The following is a 14,874-nucleotide window of genomic DNA, read 5'->3' as shown; positions in this document are numbered from 1 at the left end:
GCTATGCTTTTGCCTGCATGTTGTCTAATGCCTCCATTACTTCTTTCACATGTCCGCGCGAGGTTTCCAGCAGTTGCTTCTCCTCGTCATTCAGTTGCAGTTCAATGATTTTCTCGATACCGTTCTTGCCAAGTATAACCGGCACGCCCAGGTATACACCGTCAATGCCGTACTCGCCTTCCAGCTTCACGCAAACCGGGAACACGCGGCGCTGGTCGCGCACAATCGCCTCCACCATCTGGGCCGCTGCCGAGCCTGGGGCATACCAGGCGGAAGTACCCATCAGCTTCACCAGCTCGCCGCCGCCAGACTTGGTGCGCTCGATGATCGCGTTCAGCTTGTCTTCCTCGATCAGTTCAGTTACCGGAATGCCACCTACTGTGGTATAACGCGGAAGCGGAACCATGGTGTCGCCGTGGCCACCCATCAATACCGCCTGAATGTCTTTCGGAGATACGTTCAGGGCCTCAGCCAGAAATGCTCTGTAACGGGCAGTATCCAGGATGCCGGCCATCCCCATCACCTTGGTGCGCGGAAGCTTGGAGGTGATGTGAGCCGCGTAGGTCATCACGTCCAGTGGGTTAGAAACCACAATGATGATCGCCTCCGGAGAGTACTTCACAATATTCTCCGTTACCGATTGCACAATGCCCGCGTTGGTGGAGATCAGGTCGTCGCGGGTCATGCCGGGCTTGCGTGGCAAACCCGATGTGATCACGACAACATCAGAACCAGCCGTTTTGCTATAATCGTTTGTAACGCCAACTGTGCGTGTGTCATACAGGTTGATAGGCGCTTTCTGCCAGATATCAAGCGCTTTGCCCTCAGCAAAACCTTCTTTAATATCCACTAGTACTACTTCGTTCGCGATTTCGCGGTAAGCCAGCACATCGGCGCATGTTGCACCCACGTTACCTGCTCCAACTACAGTTACTTTCATTATCGGATATACTTTATTTTGTTTGAGAATTCGGTTAACTCCTGTAAAATTAGAAAAATCTATTATTAAAACGCTGTATTAAGACAAAAGACTGTTTGACAAAGGACAAAAGATTTTCGCTGTATTGTTTCGTTTTTTGTCTTTTGTCACAAAGTCCTTCGTCAAGAATTCGCAGGTTTCGCCTGCAGACTTATTTCCACCACCCGCTCTGTCTTGTCGGTTACTTTAAACCTGTTATCCAGGCGCTGGCCAACGATCCAGGCCACAGACTGCTCCGATACTAATACCAGTGTTTGGCTTTTAAGGTTGGCGGGGATCTTCTTGTCGATTAAAAAGTCGCTTATTTTTTTCTTGCCGTTCATGCCCAGCGGCACAAACCAATCACCCTCCTGCCAGGCGCGGAGCTTCAGCGGGAACTTCAACTGATCAGCGTCCAGGGCCGCCACGTGCGGTTTGGTGTTAAGCTTATACTTGTCGGCGGCTATGTGCCTGATCAGCAGCTGCGAAGTGCCGGCTGCTACCATGGTGTCGGACTCCTGGATGCGTATGCTGCCGAAGCTACCCAGGTTGCGCGGCGTGATCACCAGTTGGTCACGGTCCTTCACCAAGGTATGGGTTGGGGAGGCAAACTGTTTCCCGGATAAGCCCTCCAATGCCTGGGTGAGCTCCAGCACCAGCGGGTAGCTAAAGTTAAAGGGCCTGAGCAACTCATGCAATACCACGGGCAGGCCGGTGGCGTTCTGCAGGGGCACCAGGGAAATGTAACAGGCGTTTTCGGCCTCTTTCATACTTTGCTCCCGCAGGTTTTCGATATAGGCAGCCACAATGGCCTCGGCATGGGTTACGCGCGCTGCCGTGTGCTGCATCGTTTCCTCCAGGCTGGGGTTGATTTCCTTCAGCACCGGAATTACCTCGTGCCGTATTTTGTTGCGCTGGTACTTGGTAGTTTCATTGGATACATCTTCGCGCCAGATCAGTTTGCGTTCGGTCACATATTCAAAGATATTGACTTTGGTAACGGGTAGCAGGGGCCGGATGATGTGCCCGTTCTTTGCCGGGATACCATGCAGCCCGGCAATGCCGGTGCCCCTGGTCAGGTGCAGCAATATTGTCTCGGCCAGGTCGTTGCTGTGGTGGGCGGTGGCAATGTAATCGTACCCTTCCTGCGCGCGCAGTTGCTCAAACCACTGGTAACGCAGGTTGCGGGCTGCCATTTGGATGGATATCTGCTCCTGCTCGGCAAAAGCGATGGTATTGAAATTCTCAGTAAAGAAAGGCACCTCGTATTTCTTGGCCAGCTTTTTGACAAATACCTGGTCGGCCTCGGCGTCTTCGGCGCGCAGGCCGAAGTTACAATGTGCGATGGCAAACGTATACTTTAGCTGGTGCAGCACCTCGCAAAGTACCACGGAGTCTATGCCGCCGCTAACGGCTGCTATTATTTTGCTCTCTGGCTGGCAGAGGTCCTGGGACTGTATAAAACCTGAAACTTTTTGTAGCATAAGGCAGCGGCTGGTAATTTTTTTCTAATTTTGAAGTATCATCCAGACGGAAGGCCACTAAGGCAAAGGACGCACGCACGGGAGTCTTTTGTAAGTTAGGTCTTCTATTCTTTGTCTAAGATCTAATGAAGTATACAAAACTACTGTTTTCTCTTGTCTTTACGTTGCTCTCCTGCGCGGTTTTAGCACAGCAGACGCCAAAGCAAGCGAAAATTCAGACAGATAAGGTGCAGCTCCTGCCCGGAACCGACTCGTTGGTGGGCGGCGTTTTCAACGGGCGGCGCATCACCAAGCTGTTCGGCAACGTGCAGTTTAAGCAGCGCGACACTTTCCTGTACGCCGACTCGGTATACCAGTACCGCGACAGCGATGTGCTGGAGGCCTTTGGCAATGTGCGCATCAACCAGGCTGATTCGGTGCGGATGGAGGGCAACAGGGCCACCTACGACGGGGCGAAGCGAACAGCCAAGATGAGCGGAAACGTTACCATGCAGGACCCCCGCATGACGCTGACCACACCCGGCCTGGACTACGATTTTAACACCCGCACCGCTACCTACACCGAGGGCGGCACCATCGTGGACCCCGAGAACCGGCTGGAGAGCCGCGTGGGCACCTACGACACGAAATCAAAGCTGTTCACCTTTCAACAGAATGTAAAGGTCTTCTCGAAGGAGTACAACATCACGGCCCAGAACCTGAAGTATAACACCGAGAGCAAGATCGTGTACTTTCAGGGGCCCACCTTTATTAAAGGGCAGCAGGGCGACCTGTATGCCGAGGAAGGCACTTACAACACCATCACCAAGGTCTCCAATTTCGGGCGTAACGCCTATATCCTGACAAAGGAATACCGGTTAGGCGGCGATAAGCTCTATTACGACGAAGCCAGGGGCTACGGCTATGCCGAGAAAAACGTGTCGTTGCGCTCTCTGAAAGACGATGTGACCATAAGAGGGCAGATAGGCCGTTACTGGCGCGACAAAGGCGAGGCCAAAGTATACGGCAGCCCGGTGATGGAGACCATCCTGGACAAAGACACCCTGTACTTGTCGGCGGATACGCTTTATTCCAGGGAGGCGAAAGGAGCCCGGAAGACCAGCATGCTCTTTGCCTTCCCCAACGTGAAGATTTACAAAAAAGACCTGCAGGGCAAGGCGGACTCGCTGAGCTATAACCGCACAGACTCCGTCATGCACCTGAATGTGAAACCGGTGCTTTGGAACGAGCAGAGCCAGCTGGTGTCGGATACCATCCGTATTCACCTTCGCAACAAAACCATCGACAGGATGTACATGTTCAGCAACGCCTTTATCGCCTCGGAAGATACGCTTAAGAACTATAACCAGGTAAAGGGGCGCGATATGGTGGCCTATTTTAAGGAAGGCGACATAAGAAAGGTGGATGTGCTGGGGAACGGGGAAAGCGTGTACTTTGCCCTGGAGGGGGATACGGTGCTGACCGGCATGAACAAATCCATCAGCAGCAACATGGTGTTGCGGTTTGCGGAAAATAAATTGAAGACAATTTCGTTCCTGGTGCAGCCGGATGCAAGCTTTATCCCGCCACATGAGTTACAGGAGGGAGAGCGAAGGCTGGAGGGCTTTGAGTGGCTGGCCGCATTAAGGCCAACTAAAAAGGATGTTTTTGCTGCCCGTGCACCCGGAAAGGCGAAGGAAAAGCCGAAGGCAACTCAAAAACCGAAGGGTAGAAAGGCCCCGGTAAAAAAAGCAAAGGAAAAAAAGCGGCTGCCTTAAAAAGGGCGACTCCGGTTAAAAACTGACCTGAATTGTGCCGGTTTAGGTTCCGAATATTCTCTTTTGTAAATCACGTAGATATTGTATAATTTTGCCCGTTCATGAATAGAGGCTTTTTACACACCCTTGCCTTAGTAGGCTTATTGCTCGTTGTTACCGGCTGTAGCAATTTTCAGAAGCTATTAAAGAGCAACGACGTTGACAAGAAATACAAGGCAGCCCTTGAGTATTATCAGAAAGAGGACTATTACCGCGCTAATCAACTGTTAGAGCAGGTATCGCCCTTGCTGACAGGAAGCGAAGCTGCCGAGCAGGCCAAGTTTTACCTGGCACAGACTTATTTTCAGCTGGGGGATTACCTGCTGGCTGATTTTCACTTCAAAGGCTTTTACCAAACCTATCCGCGGAGTCCGTTGGCCGAGGAGGCCATGTTTATGCAGGCAAAGGCGCTCTATAACCAGTCGCCCTCGTATGAGCAGGACCAGACCAGCACCTTAACTGCCATTGAGGCGATGCAGGAGTTTATTGCCCGCTACCCGAGCAGTGAGAACGTGCCGGTGGCGAACGAGATGATCGAGGAGCTGCTGGTGAAGCTGGACAAGAAATCGTTTGACAACGCCAAGCTATACTACCAGCTGCGCTACTGGCGGTCGGCTGTGGTGGCTTTCGACAATTTCCAGAAGGAGCACGCCTCTTCTCCGTACAGCGAAGAAGCCGCTTTCCTGAAGCTGGACTCGCAGTACAAGTTCGCCCAGCAAAGTATACCAAGCAAGCAGGAAGAGCGCCTGTTAACGGCCGTGGACTTTTACCAGGCCTTTGTGGACCAGTATCCCGGAAGCAAGTATGCCCGTAATGCAGAGCAAGTCTATGAGCAGGCCCTGGCCGATATAGAGAAGATCAAAAAGAACAATCAGGATAATTCACAAGCTAATTCATAAGTTTATATATGGCATCAGTTCCATCATCTATCGTTACCCGCAACATGGCCGACTTTGCAAAGCAAACCGGAAACATGTACATGTCTGTGGCTGTGATCTCTAAAAGAGCAAACCAGGTGGCAGTTAAAATCAAGGAGGAGTTAAACTCCAAACTGGCTGAGTTCGCCACCACCGTAGATAATTTAGAGGAAGTGTTCGAGAACCGTGAACAGATCGAGATATCTAAGTACTACGAGCGTTTGCCTAAGCCTACCAACCTGGCCATTGAAGAGTTTTTAGAGGGGAAAGTGTATTACCGCTCACCAGACGAGGAGTCTGAGGAAATTTCCCTGTAGTACAGGCCTATGCTCCGGCATAAAAAAATAATACTGGGAGTTTGCGGAAGTATAGCTGCTTACAAGGCGGCCGTGCTGGTGCGCTTACTCACGAAAGCAGAAGCAGAAGTGCAGGTTATCCTGACCACTTCTGCTTCTGCCTTTATCACCCCCCTCACTTTGGCCACGCTCTCTAAAAGGCCGGCGCTTACCCAGTTTGTTAAAGACGACACAGGCACCTGGAACAACCACGTGGAACTGGGCCTGTGGGCCGATGCCCTGGTGGTGGCCCCGGCAAGCGCAAACACCGTGGCGAAAATGGCCAACGGCTCTTGCGACAACCTGCTAAGCGCTACCTACCTCTCTGCCCGCTGCCCCGTTTTTGTTGCCCCCGCCATGGACCTGGACATGTACCAGCATCCCGCGGTGCAAGGCAATTTCAGGAAACTGCAGGGCTATGGTAACCGCATTATTGAGGCCGGCCACGGCGAACTGGCCAGCGGCCTGGTAGGGCAGGGGCGCATGGCAGAGCCGGAGGAGATTGTTCAGGTGCTTCAAAATTTCTTCTCAGGTGATCAAAAGATCGTTTAAAGGCACCACGGTGCTCATCACAGCAGGACCCACCCACGAGCCCATCGATCCGGTGCGATTCATCGGGAACCACTCCACCGGTAAAATGGGTTACGCTTTAGCCGAGTGCTTTGCCAGGCTTGGGGCGCGGGTAAGGCTGGTTTCAGGCCCGGTGAACCTGAAAGCGCAGCATCAGCAGGTAGAGGTTACGCAGGTAACCACTGCAGACCAGATGTACGAGGCCGTTAAAGGCCTGGCCGCCACAGCGGATGTGCTGGTATTTGCCGCCGCCGTGGCCGATTACAAACCCAAGGTGGCAGCCGCCCAAAAAATAAAGAAAACAGGGAACGAGCTGACCATAGAACTGGTTAAAAACGTTGACATTGCAGCAGCGCTGGGAAAAGAAAAACAGGCCGGGCAGTTTACGGTTGGCTTTGCCCTGGAAACAGATAATGAAAGCGAAAACGCCCGCCAGAAATTGCGCAAGAAAAACCTGGACATGATCGTGCTCAACTCCCTTAACGACCCAGGGGCTGGCTTTAAACACGACACCAACAAAGTTACCGTTATTGAACAAGATGCCACCACCGCTTTCGGGTTAAAGCCAAAAACCGAGGTGGCCGAAGATATTGTAAACCTGATCTGGGAAAGAATAAATGGTTAAGAGACTACTTGTAGTACTGATATTGTGCCTGACGGTGTGGGCTGCAAATGCGCAGGAGCTGCAGTGCGATGTAGTGGTGAACAGCGAGCAAGTGCAGTACACAGATCGGCAGCTGTTTACCGATATGCAAACGCGCATTTACGAGTTCCTGAACAACCGCCGCTGGACTGATCAGCCTTACCGTACCGATGAGCGCATCAAGTGCCGCCTCCTCATCAACCTGACCGAGATGCCGGAGATCGGCGTGTTTAAAGCCAATGTGCAGGTCGTTTCAGTCAGGCCGGCTTATGGCACCGGCTACGAATCCACGCTTTTCTCGTTCATCGACAAGGACTGGACCTTTCAGTTCAGCAATGCCCAACCCTTGATCTTTGCTGAGAACAACTATTCTTCCAACCTGTCGTCGATGCTGGCTTTTTACGCCTACATGGTGATTGGGATGGACAACGACAGCTTTGGCAGACTGGGCGGTGCCCCTGCTTTTGACAAAGCGCGCGCCGTGCTGAACCTGGCTGCCTCGCAGGGGGCAGGTTACCAGGGCTGGAAAGGCTTTGACAGCAACCGTAACCGCTACTGGCTGATCGATAACATGCAGGATCCCCAGTTTCTGCCGTTCCGTGAAGGGCTTTACAGCATGCACCGCCTGGGCCTTGACCTGATGATCGAGAATCCGGAGCAGGCGCGGCAAACGGTGATCAAGGTACTGGAGAACGTTCAGCAGTTGCAGCAGCAAAAGCCCAACGCGGCCGTTATCCGTTCTTTTTTCGATGCGAAGTCAGATGAACTGGTAAACATGTTCAGGAACGCCACACCGGCACAAAAGCAACAGGCCTACGCTATTCTGGCACAGACAGACCCCACCAACAACTCCAAATATCAGGTTTTGCTAAAGCGCTAATTTTTTTAGAATCTCATCAAAACAGCGTAACTTCACGGGGCAGAAAAAGCTGCCGAGTTTATACTTGTATCCATGGGCAAACGCCAGGTTCGCATTTTTAACCAGGAAATAGAGAAACATCTGCCGGAACTGGTCCGGCAAAAATCGGTACAGGTCGTGTTGCGCTCCAAAGTGGTGCTGCACGGTAGCCTGAGTGCCTTGGGGCCGGGCAGCATGCAGCTGGTAGATTTCCGTTTCGGGAAACATGCCCTGGCAACAGCAGATGTGGAAGAGGTGATTTACGATGTGGAAACACCTTACTAAGTATCACCCGGGCTGCTTTTTGCCACTACGTTAACATTGCTGCACGCTGCAATAAATAAAACAAAGTTTACGAACTTTAGCATAGGCAAAAGTCTTGTGTCTTATGTCTATCCTCTTTTGTCATAATTTATGCTAACAGATCTTAAAATAAAAAATTACGCCCTGATCGAGCAACTGGAGATGAACCCCTCGCCGGTGCTGAACATCATTACAGGCGAGACGGGGGCGGGTAAGTCTATCATGCTGGGGGCCATCGGTTTGTTATTGGGCAACCGTGCCGACTCTAAACTGCTTTTCAACCAGGAGCAGAAATGTGTGATCGAGGGCGTTTTCGACATTACCTCCTATAACCTGAAAGAGGTTTTTGTGTCGGAGGATCTGGATTACGACAACCAGTGCATTCTGCGCCGCGAGATAAGCCCGAGTGGCAAATCCCGGGCTTTTGTGAACGACACCCCGGTAACGCTGGACGTGATCCGCAAGATTGGCGAGAACCTGATGGATATCCACTCGCAGCACGACACGCTGCAGTTGGGTGACACCAGCTATCAGCTGAACATCCTGGACGTGTACGCTGGCAATACCTCACTGGATATTTATGCCGGAAACCTGTCTTACCTCAACGATTACAATACCTCGTACCGCAAGTATAATAAGCTGACTGCTGATTACAGGAAACTGGAAAACCAACTGGCCCAGGCGCAGAAAGAGCTGGATTATCATACCTTTTTGCTCAGCGAGCTGGAAGAGGCCGGCTTGCAGGAGCCGGAGCAGGAAGAACTGGAAAGCGAACTGAAGCAGCTGGAAAACGCCGAGGACATCAAGCTCAAACTGACACAGGCAGTGCAGCACTTAACAGAGTCGGAGTTTAATATCACCTCCGCCCTGAAAGACACGGCGCACCTGATCGGGCAGCTGGCCCAATTCTCGGCTAAGTATGAAGAGTTGCGCGCGCGTACAGAAAGCTGCATGATCGAGCTCGGCGATATTGCCGGAGAGCTGGAAGATGCGGAGCGAAACACCGAAGCCGACCCGGAGCGCATTGTGGAAGTGCAGGAGCGCTTAAACCTGATTTATACATTGCAGCGCAAGCACCAGGTGCAAACAATTGCAGAACTGCTGGAGATGCAACGCGACCTGCAAGGCAAAGTAGGGAGCGTGCTGAACCTGGATGCGGCCATCGCCACTACGCAGAAGGCCATGCAACAGGCAGAGGTGGAGGTTTTGGAAAAAGCTGCCGTACTGTCTGAGCGCCGTAAGGCATCCTTTGGCCATTTTGAGAAAGAGCTGTACGCCCTGCTGGCGGAACTAGGCATGCCCAATGCCCGCATTGTGATTCAACATGGCGACACAGCCCCGACTGCCACCGGCACCGATGAGATCAGTATACTTTTCAGCGCCAACAAGGGTGCCCAGCCCCAGTCGCTGGTGAAGGCGGCCTCGGGCGGTGAGTTCTCCCGCCTGATGCTGAGTGTAAAGTACATGCTGGCTGATAAAACGGCCTTTCCCACCATCGTGTTCGACGAGATCGATACCGGAATTTCGGGGGAAGTAGCCGTGAAAGTGGGCAAGATGATGCAGCAAATGGCCCTGAAACACCAGATCATCGCTATTTCGCACCTGCCCCAGATAGCAGCACAGGGCAATGCGCATTACTTTGTGTACAAGCACGATACCGAAGACCGCACCATCAGCCGCATCAAAAAACTAAGCGACGAAGAACGCGTGAACGAGATCGCACACATGATAGCAGGTGCTAATCCAAGCGCCAATGCCTACCAAAGTGCGAAAGAGTTGCTTTCACTGTAACGACTTATTGTTATATTGCCGACTTAAACCATTGAATTCTAAAACAACGAGAAAGACATGTCCTATAATCTGCTAAAAGGAAAGAAAGGGATTATTTTCGGAGCCCTGGATGAGAAATCCATTGCCTGGAAGGTAGCCATGCGCGCAAAAGAAGAAGGTGCCGAGTTTGTGTTGACCAATGCCCCGCTTGCCATGCGCATGGGTGAGATAAATAAGCTGGCCGAGGCTTGCGATGCGCAAATCATTCCTGCAGATGCAACCTCTGTGGCAGAGCTGGAGAACCTGTTTAACAAGGCGCAGGAGATTTTAGGTGGTAAGATAGACTTTGTGCTGCACTCCATTGGTATGAGCCCGAACATCCGCAAAGGCAAGTCATACGGCGACCTGAACTACGACTGGTTCATGAAAACGCTGGACGTGTCTGCCTTGTCTTTCCATAAGGTAATGGCGGTTGCCGAGAAACTGGATGCCATGAACGAGTGGGGCTCCATTGTGGCCCTCTCTTACATCGCGGCCCAGCGCGTGTTCCCTGATTATACCGATATGTCGCAGGCGAAGGCAGTGCTGGAGTCTATTGCGCGTAACTACGGCTACCGTTTAGGGCAGCAGAAAAACATCCGGGTTAACACCATCTCTCAGTCGCCTACCAAAACCACTGCCGGAACGGGTGTGGGTGGCTTTGATGTGTTTTATGAGTATGCCGATAAAATGTCTCCGTTAGGCAATGCGTCTGCAGAGGCCTGCGCCGACTATTGCGTTACCTTGTTCTCTGACCTGACCAAAATGGTTACCATGCAAAACCTGATGCACGATGGCGGCTTCAGCAGCATGGGCATCTCGGAAGGCATCATTGATATGATCAACAAATAAAGGAAAAGCAGCTGGGTATAAAAGTCCAGAAGAGTTACTTAACTTGAAGTATAAAACAGGAAGGCCTTTGCTTGTGTAGCAAAGGCCTTCCTGTTTTATTGATGCCTGATACGAATGCCGGCTCCCGTATATGCAAACGAGTTACCTGGCTATCTAAATAAGAGCGTTTGCTGAATTTAGCGCTCCAGTTTAAAGCCCGGATCAACGGCAGGCCGTTGGTCCGCCTGCGAAACAGACCAGCCAGTGGCGTACATCCAGCGTGTCATTTTGGCCAGCTTTTCGATGTCTATCCCTGCGGCTTCATCTTTGGGCGTGTGGTAGTCCGGGTGAAGCAGTGTGGTGAAGAAAATGGCCGGTATTCCTGCCCGGGCATACGGAAGGTGATCGCTCCGGAAGTACCAGCCCTCCGGGTGCTTCACATCATCCCAGCTGGTATCTACCGTAAAATTAGTGTACTGTTTGTTTGCCTGCAGGGCCCAGTCTACCAGGGTGGTGGAGTTGCGATGCGGCAAGGTAGAGCCCAGCAGTGCGGCACTGTCTGGTGCGTTGCGGCCAATCATGTCGGCGTTGAGCACGGCCACGATCGCGTTTTTATTTACAGTAGGGTGCGCTACAAACCAACGTGAGCCCAGCAGTCCGCGCTCCTCGGCGCCATGCCACACAAAAAGAGCCGAGCGTTTGCCGGGGTTTTCTACCCAGGCGCGACCTATGGCCAGCATGGCCACGCTTACGCTGGCGTTGTCGTCGGCGCCGTTCCAGATGGAATCTCCGGCAATAGGAGTGCCGATGCCATCGTGGTCGTGGTGCCCGCTATAAAGTACGAACTCATCTTTGAGCCTTGCATCCGCTCCAAGGGCAACGGCAACCACATTTACAGATGGGTACACATAGCTTTCCAGTGTAAGGTCAGCCGAGAAAATGGTTTTTGCCTGCTTTAGTTGTGGGGCGGTGGCTTGTTTCACAAGGATTACAGGCGTATTGCTACGGGGTGTTGCAGGTTTTTCGAGCAGGTACTGCCCTTCTTCCAATCCGTGGCCGGCAAAAGCGAGGCTTTCCTCCGCGGTTGGGTCGGTTACCAGCACAATCGCGGCAGCACCCTGGTTCTTCAGGGCGTTGTTTTGCTGGCGCACCGCCGCTAAAGTATACCGGTAGCCTCTTAAACTAATGTTTGCCACGGGCAACGGGTTAGGGGCCTGCAGCGGCATAGCGATCACTTTGCCTTTTAAATTATACTTTGCTGTGTCAGCCAGGGTGTTCAGCCATACCACGGGCGCATTCACGCGCGCCTGCACTGGCGATACCACCCAGGCATCTTTCCACAAACCCAAAGAAGTTGCCCCGATTTTAAGCTGGCCGCTGTCTGCCACGCGCACGCGATGGATCGGGAAGAACTGAAAATAAGTACTGTCGTCGCCGGCCGGTTTTAAACCAGCTCTCCGGGCCTGCTCGGCTACCCAGGCAGCTGCGCGAAGCTCATCGGCCGAGCCTGCCCTTCTGCCGCGCATGTCGTCGCTGGCGAGTGCAAATAAGTCCTGGCGCAGCTCGCTTTCTGTGATGGCGGTAAAGGCAGGAGGGGTAGCACTAGCGGATGCGGCAGTTGTAGAGGTTGTTGCGCTGGCAGGCGTTTCTTTTGGGCTGCAGGCCACGAGCAGTGCTGCAGAGAGAAGCATATTTGTACAGGTTTTAAGCATACTTTTAAGGTTGAAAAGGGTGTAAACCACTTTATACAATGTGTGATTAACGCGGCACAACGTCTTTTAGAATTCATTCTGCCTCCCCAAGCAAGGGAGGGCGCGCCGGTTAAATTAGTCCTCTTCGCGGTTTACTGTGCCAATGTCGAAGGCGGGCACACACACCGACCAGTACTCGGTTTCTTCGTTAAAGGGATTGGCATAGCGCACCCGGCTTCCGGCTTTGATCAGGATAGATTCGCCGGCATTCACTTCCACTTCCTCCCCGTCAATCTCAATTACCTTGCGCCCTCTCAGTACGATGGTCACCTCGTCGAACTCGGGGTTCTGGTGGGGCTCGCTCCAGTTGGGCGGGGCAATCATGTGAGCAATGCTGAATCCATCGGTGCGTGTAGAGGCATGGCCGAAGTGCTCTTCAATTAACTTCCCGTCGGTGGTAGGCACCCGAAACGGATTGGTTTGCTTAATGTATTTTTTATCGCTCATTGTGGAATGATGAATTTGCGGATAGATTTCGTTTTTATTTTTTAGAGAAGCAAGTTCCCGGGGTATAGCTTGTAACGCCAGCCCGTTCAGCCTCGCATGCGTTGCCGTATGTTTTGCCATCGCAACCACAGACGGGGTCGTACTGCATGTTGCACACCAGGTCGGGGTTGCTGCTACTGGCATCGATGCAGGGCGCCACGTCCTGCTTGTTGTTGATGCAGGAACTGCCGATTACCAAAAGCGCCAGGGCTGCCGTTGCTATCTTCATAAACTATAAATTGATGCTTGCTTAAATTACAGGAGGTATACGCTTCCCGCTGGTTTGTGGTATAAATTAACCAACTAAGTTGGCAGCCGTATGATATTTGAAGCGTGAAATTATCTAAATTAATTTACACTATCCTCTTTTCTGCAAGGATATAAGTGGAGCGTGGGAGTTGTGAGGATGCACCTAAACGAATAGAAACATGGAAAAGAAAAAGAACAAAAGTATGAATAACAGAAACAACGATAGCGGTAAAATATTAATGGCCACACTGGCCGGTATTGGAGCAGGTGTGGCGGCAGCCATGCTGTTGGCCCCCGAGAATGGGAAAACTACCCGCGACAGCGTGATGCGCAGTCTCTCTAAAGCAGGGGAGGACCTGAATACTACCATGAAAAGCTGGACAGAGACCCTTAAATCAAAGCTCGGCCAGGGTCAGGCAGAAGAGGAGGAGCAGTTGGTGATGCATGGCTCCTGGGATGATGTGAAACTGCAGTTAAAGCAGAATTACGATGAACTGACCGAAGAGGATCTATCCTATCAGGAAGGAAACGAGAATGAGCTACTAAGCCGTATCCAAAAGCGCCTGGGTAAGACGAAAGACGAGGTGGTAAGGCTTTTTTCAGAACTGCATATAGGTTAAAACGGCTTTTAGAACCCCATTGCACGCTTTAGGGGTGTTTTTTTAAACGTTAAAACGAGTTATAATAGTATTCTGCATTATAGATATAACTTAATGCAATACATGCACGTTATTACAAAACATACTATAATCAGAAAACTTTATAAAATTATAATCAATAGAAACTATGAAAGATAACAGCGGAAAAGTACTTTTGGCCCTTCTGGCTGGTGCTAGTGCAGGCGTAATTGCCGGACTGCTTATGGCCCCTGATACTGGTGAAGTAACGCGCGGAAGCGTAAAGAAGTGGGCTGGAAAAATGAGCAAAGACCTGGAGAAAAACCTGCAGGTTGGCCTGGATGAAATCAAGAATATGAGCGAAAGCCTGGGCATGTCAGGATCTGGCAAGAATGCCAGTGGCAGCACATCAGGTAAAACGTCTGGCTCCGGTTCATCGAGCACCTCTGGTGCAGGAAGCACAGGTGGTTCTACGGGTGGAAACGCCTAGTTACTTCTTCGGAAGATAAATTTATTTTTGAAGTGTGCGCCTATTATCAGGTGAAGCCGGAGTTGCTGTTCACGTGACAGTTACTCGCTGAGGCGGCTATTGTGCACTCCAGCAAAAGCGCTTGCTCTAATCAGAGCAAGCGCTTTTTGTTTTTAAGCGGTAGTTGAATAGCTAACCTTCGGGCTGCTCTCCCGTTATAAAAGGTATACTTTTGCCTCAGGCAAACATTTTTTTAATCAAATTAATAAGACCTATACCACTATGAGAACAGAAATGGAATGCAGATCATTAGGAGAAAATAAATCAACATACAATACAAACTCGTCGGTGCGCCAATTGAAGCAGAAAGATACTTCCTCGAAAGGGAAGAGCAGCGGAGGCGGCAAAATTGCTGTCGGATTACTGGCAGGCGCTGCTGCCGGTGCTATCGCAGGGGTGTTGCTGGCACCTGATAAAGGAAAAGTTACCCGTAAAAAAGTTGCTGAGTCGGCCTCTAAGTTAGGCGACCAGGTGAGCAAGGGCTATACCGCCACAAAATCTAAAGTGGAAGAGTTGACAGGTACCGGTAAAAGCAAAGAGGTTTACATAAACCCGAACCTGAGCGGCAATAAACACAAGAGCCCTTACACCGACGAAACGAAGTGGAGTGATCGTGATGTTAAAAACATGGAAAACGACGCCCGCAACACACCGGGTTTATAAACAGATAATTTCTTAAAATTAAAAAGGGCTTCCTG

At 51.4% G+C, this 14,874-nt stretch carries 17 protein-coding genes; 12 read left to right on the top strand and 5 right to left on the bottom strand.

Annotated features, from left to right (window positions below):
* Nucleotide 1: 1 nt before the first annotated feature.
* Complete coding sequence (gene mdh / locus AC4BAN_RS09040; RefSeq protein ID WP_490564074.1) at nt 2-940, bottom strand: malate dehydrogenase; 939 nt, start codon at nt 938-940, stop codon at nt 2-4.
* Nucleotides 941-1,101: 161 nt separating this feature from the next.
* Entirely contained in the window at nt 1,102-2,442 is a 1,341-nt protein-coding gene (gene tilS, locus AC4BAN_RS09035; RefSeq protein WP_490564073.1) for a tRNA lysidine(34) synthetase TilS, read from the bottom strand.
* Between the two features lie 125 nt (nt 2,443-2,567).
* Here tilS and AC4BAN_RS09030 point away from each other — a divergent pair, with 125 nt between their 5' ends.
* The 9 genes from AC4BAN_RS09030 to AC4BAN_RS08990 all read left to right on the top strand — a co-directional run bounded on the left by AC4BAN_RS09030 (nt 2,568) and on the right by AC4BAN_RS08990 (nt 10,565).
* A complete protein-coding gene (locus tag AC4BAN_RS09030; RefSeq protein ID WP_490564072.1) occupies nt 2,568-4,199 on the top strand; it encodes an OstA-like protein in 1,632 nt (543 codons plus the stop codon).
* A gap of 101 nt (nt 4,200-4,300) precedes the next feature.
* On the top strand, nt 4,301-5,137 hold the full coding sequence (locus AC4BAN_RS09025; protein ID WP_490564071.1) for an outer membrane protein assembly factor BamD: 837 nt from the start codon (nt 4,301-4,303) through the stop codon (nt 5,135-5,137).
* An 8-nt stretch (nt 5,138-5,145) separates the two neighbouring features.
* On the top strand, nt 5,146-5,472 hold the full coding sequence (locus AC4BAN_RS09020; RefSeq protein ID WP_490564070.1) for a DNA-directed RNA polymerase subunit omega: 327 nt from the start codon (nt 5,146-5,148) through the stop codon (nt 5,470-5,472).
* Nucleotides 5,473-5,481: 9 nt separating this feature from the next.
* Entirely contained in the window at nt 5,482-6,042 is a 561-nt protein-coding gene (locus tag AC4BAN_RS09015) for a flavoprotein (RefSeq protein WP_490564069.1), read from the top strand.
* Nucleotides 6,023-6,685, top strand: coding sequence for a bifunctional phosphopantothenoylcysteine decarboxylase/phosphopantothenate--cysteine ligase CoaBC (gene coaBC / locus AC4BAN_RS09010; protein ID WP_490564068.1), 663 nt, complete (start codon nt 6,023-6,025; stop codon nt 6,683-6,685). Before AC4BAN_RS09015 ends, coaBC begins: the two co-directional genes overlap by 20 nt.
* A complete protein-coding gene (porD, locus tag AC4BAN_RS09005) occupies nt 6,678-7,583 on the top strand; it encodes a type IX secretion system protein PorD (RefSeq protein WP_490564067.1) in 906 nt (301 codons plus the stop codon). The genes coaBC and porD overlap by 8 nt, the downstream gene beginning before the upstream one ends.
* 72 nt (nt 7,584-7,655) lie before the next feature.
* Nucleotides 7,656-7,886, top strand: coding sequence for a hypothetical protein (locus AC4BAN_RS09000; protein WP_490564066.1), 231 nt, complete (start codon nt 7,656-7,658; stop codon nt 7,884-7,886).
* A 129-nt stretch (nt 7,887-8,015) separates the two neighbouring features.
* A complete protein-coding gene (gene recN, locus AC4BAN_RS08995; RefSeq protein ID WP_490564065.1) occupies nt 8,016-9,695 on the top strand; it encodes a DNA repair protein RecN in 1,680 nt (559 codons plus the stop codon).
* A gap of 57 nt (nt 9,696-9,752) precedes the next feature.
* Nucleotides 9,753-10,565, top strand: coding sequence for an enoyl-ACP reductase FabI (locus tag AC4BAN_RS08990; protein ID WP_490564064.1), 813 nt, complete (start codon nt 9,753-9,755; stop codon nt 10,563-10,565).
* A gap of 176 nt (nt 10,566-10,741) precedes the next feature.
* Here the strand turns inward: AC4BAN_RS08990 and AC4BAN_RS08985 are convergent, their stop codons facing one another.
* The 3 genes from AC4BAN_RS08985 to AC4BAN_RS08975 all read right to left on the bottom strand — a co-directional run bounded on the left by AC4BAN_RS08985 (nt 10,742) and on the right by AC4BAN_RS08975 (nt 13,010).
* Nucleotides 10,742-12,235 carry a M28 family peptidase gene (locus AC4BAN_RS08985; protein WP_490564063.1) on the bottom strand — a complete coding sequence of 498 codons (1,494 nt, stop codon included), beginning with the start codon at nt 12,233-12,235 and terminating at the stop codon, nt 10,742-10,744.
* Between the two features lie 135 nt (nt 12,236-12,370).
* Entirely contained in the window at nt 12,371-12,742 is a 372-nt protein-coding gene (locus tag AC4BAN_RS08980; protein ID WP_490564062.1) for a cupin domain-containing protein, read from the bottom strand.
* Nucleotides 12,743-12,776: 34 nt separating this feature from the next.
* On the bottom strand, nt 12,777-13,010 hold the full coding sequence (locus AC4BAN_RS08975) for a Kazal-type serine protease inhibitor family protein (protein WP_490564061.1): 234 nt from the start codon (nt 13,008-13,010) through the stop codon (nt 12,777-12,779).
* A 199-nt stretch (nt 13,011-13,209) separates the two neighbouring features.
* Between AC4BAN_RS08975 and AC4BAN_RS08970 the strand changes: the two genes are divergently transcribed.
* The 3 genes from AC4BAN_RS08970 (at nt 13,210) to AC4BAN_RS08960 (ending at nt 14,839) form a co-directional block, all read left to right on the top strand.
* Entirely contained in the window at nt 13,210-13,650 is a 441-nt protein-coding gene (locus AC4BAN_RS08970; protein WP_490564060.1) for a CsbD family protein, read from the top strand.
* A 166-nt stretch (nt 13,651-13,816) separates the two neighbouring features.
* The gene (locus AC4BAN_RS08965; protein ID WP_490564059.1) at nt 13,817-14,137 is read left to right on the top strand and encodes a YtxH domain-containing protein; all 321 of its coding nucleotides are present in this window, start codon (nt 13,817-13,819) and stop codon (nt 14,135-14,137) included.
* A gap of 261 nt (nt 14,138-14,398) precedes the next feature.
* Nucleotides 14,399-14,839 (top strand): YtxH domain-containing protein, encoded by a 441-nt coding sequence (locus AC4BAN_RS08960; RefSeq protein ID WP_490564058.1) that lies wholly within the window; start codon nt 14,399-14,401, stop codon nt 14,837-14,839.
* Nucleotides 14,840-14,874 lie beyond the last annotated feature (35 nt).

The sequence above is a fragment of the Pontibacter sp. GD13 genome (assembly GCF_058216355.1).
This window is presented reverse-complemented; position numbering and strand designations above follow the sequence as displayed.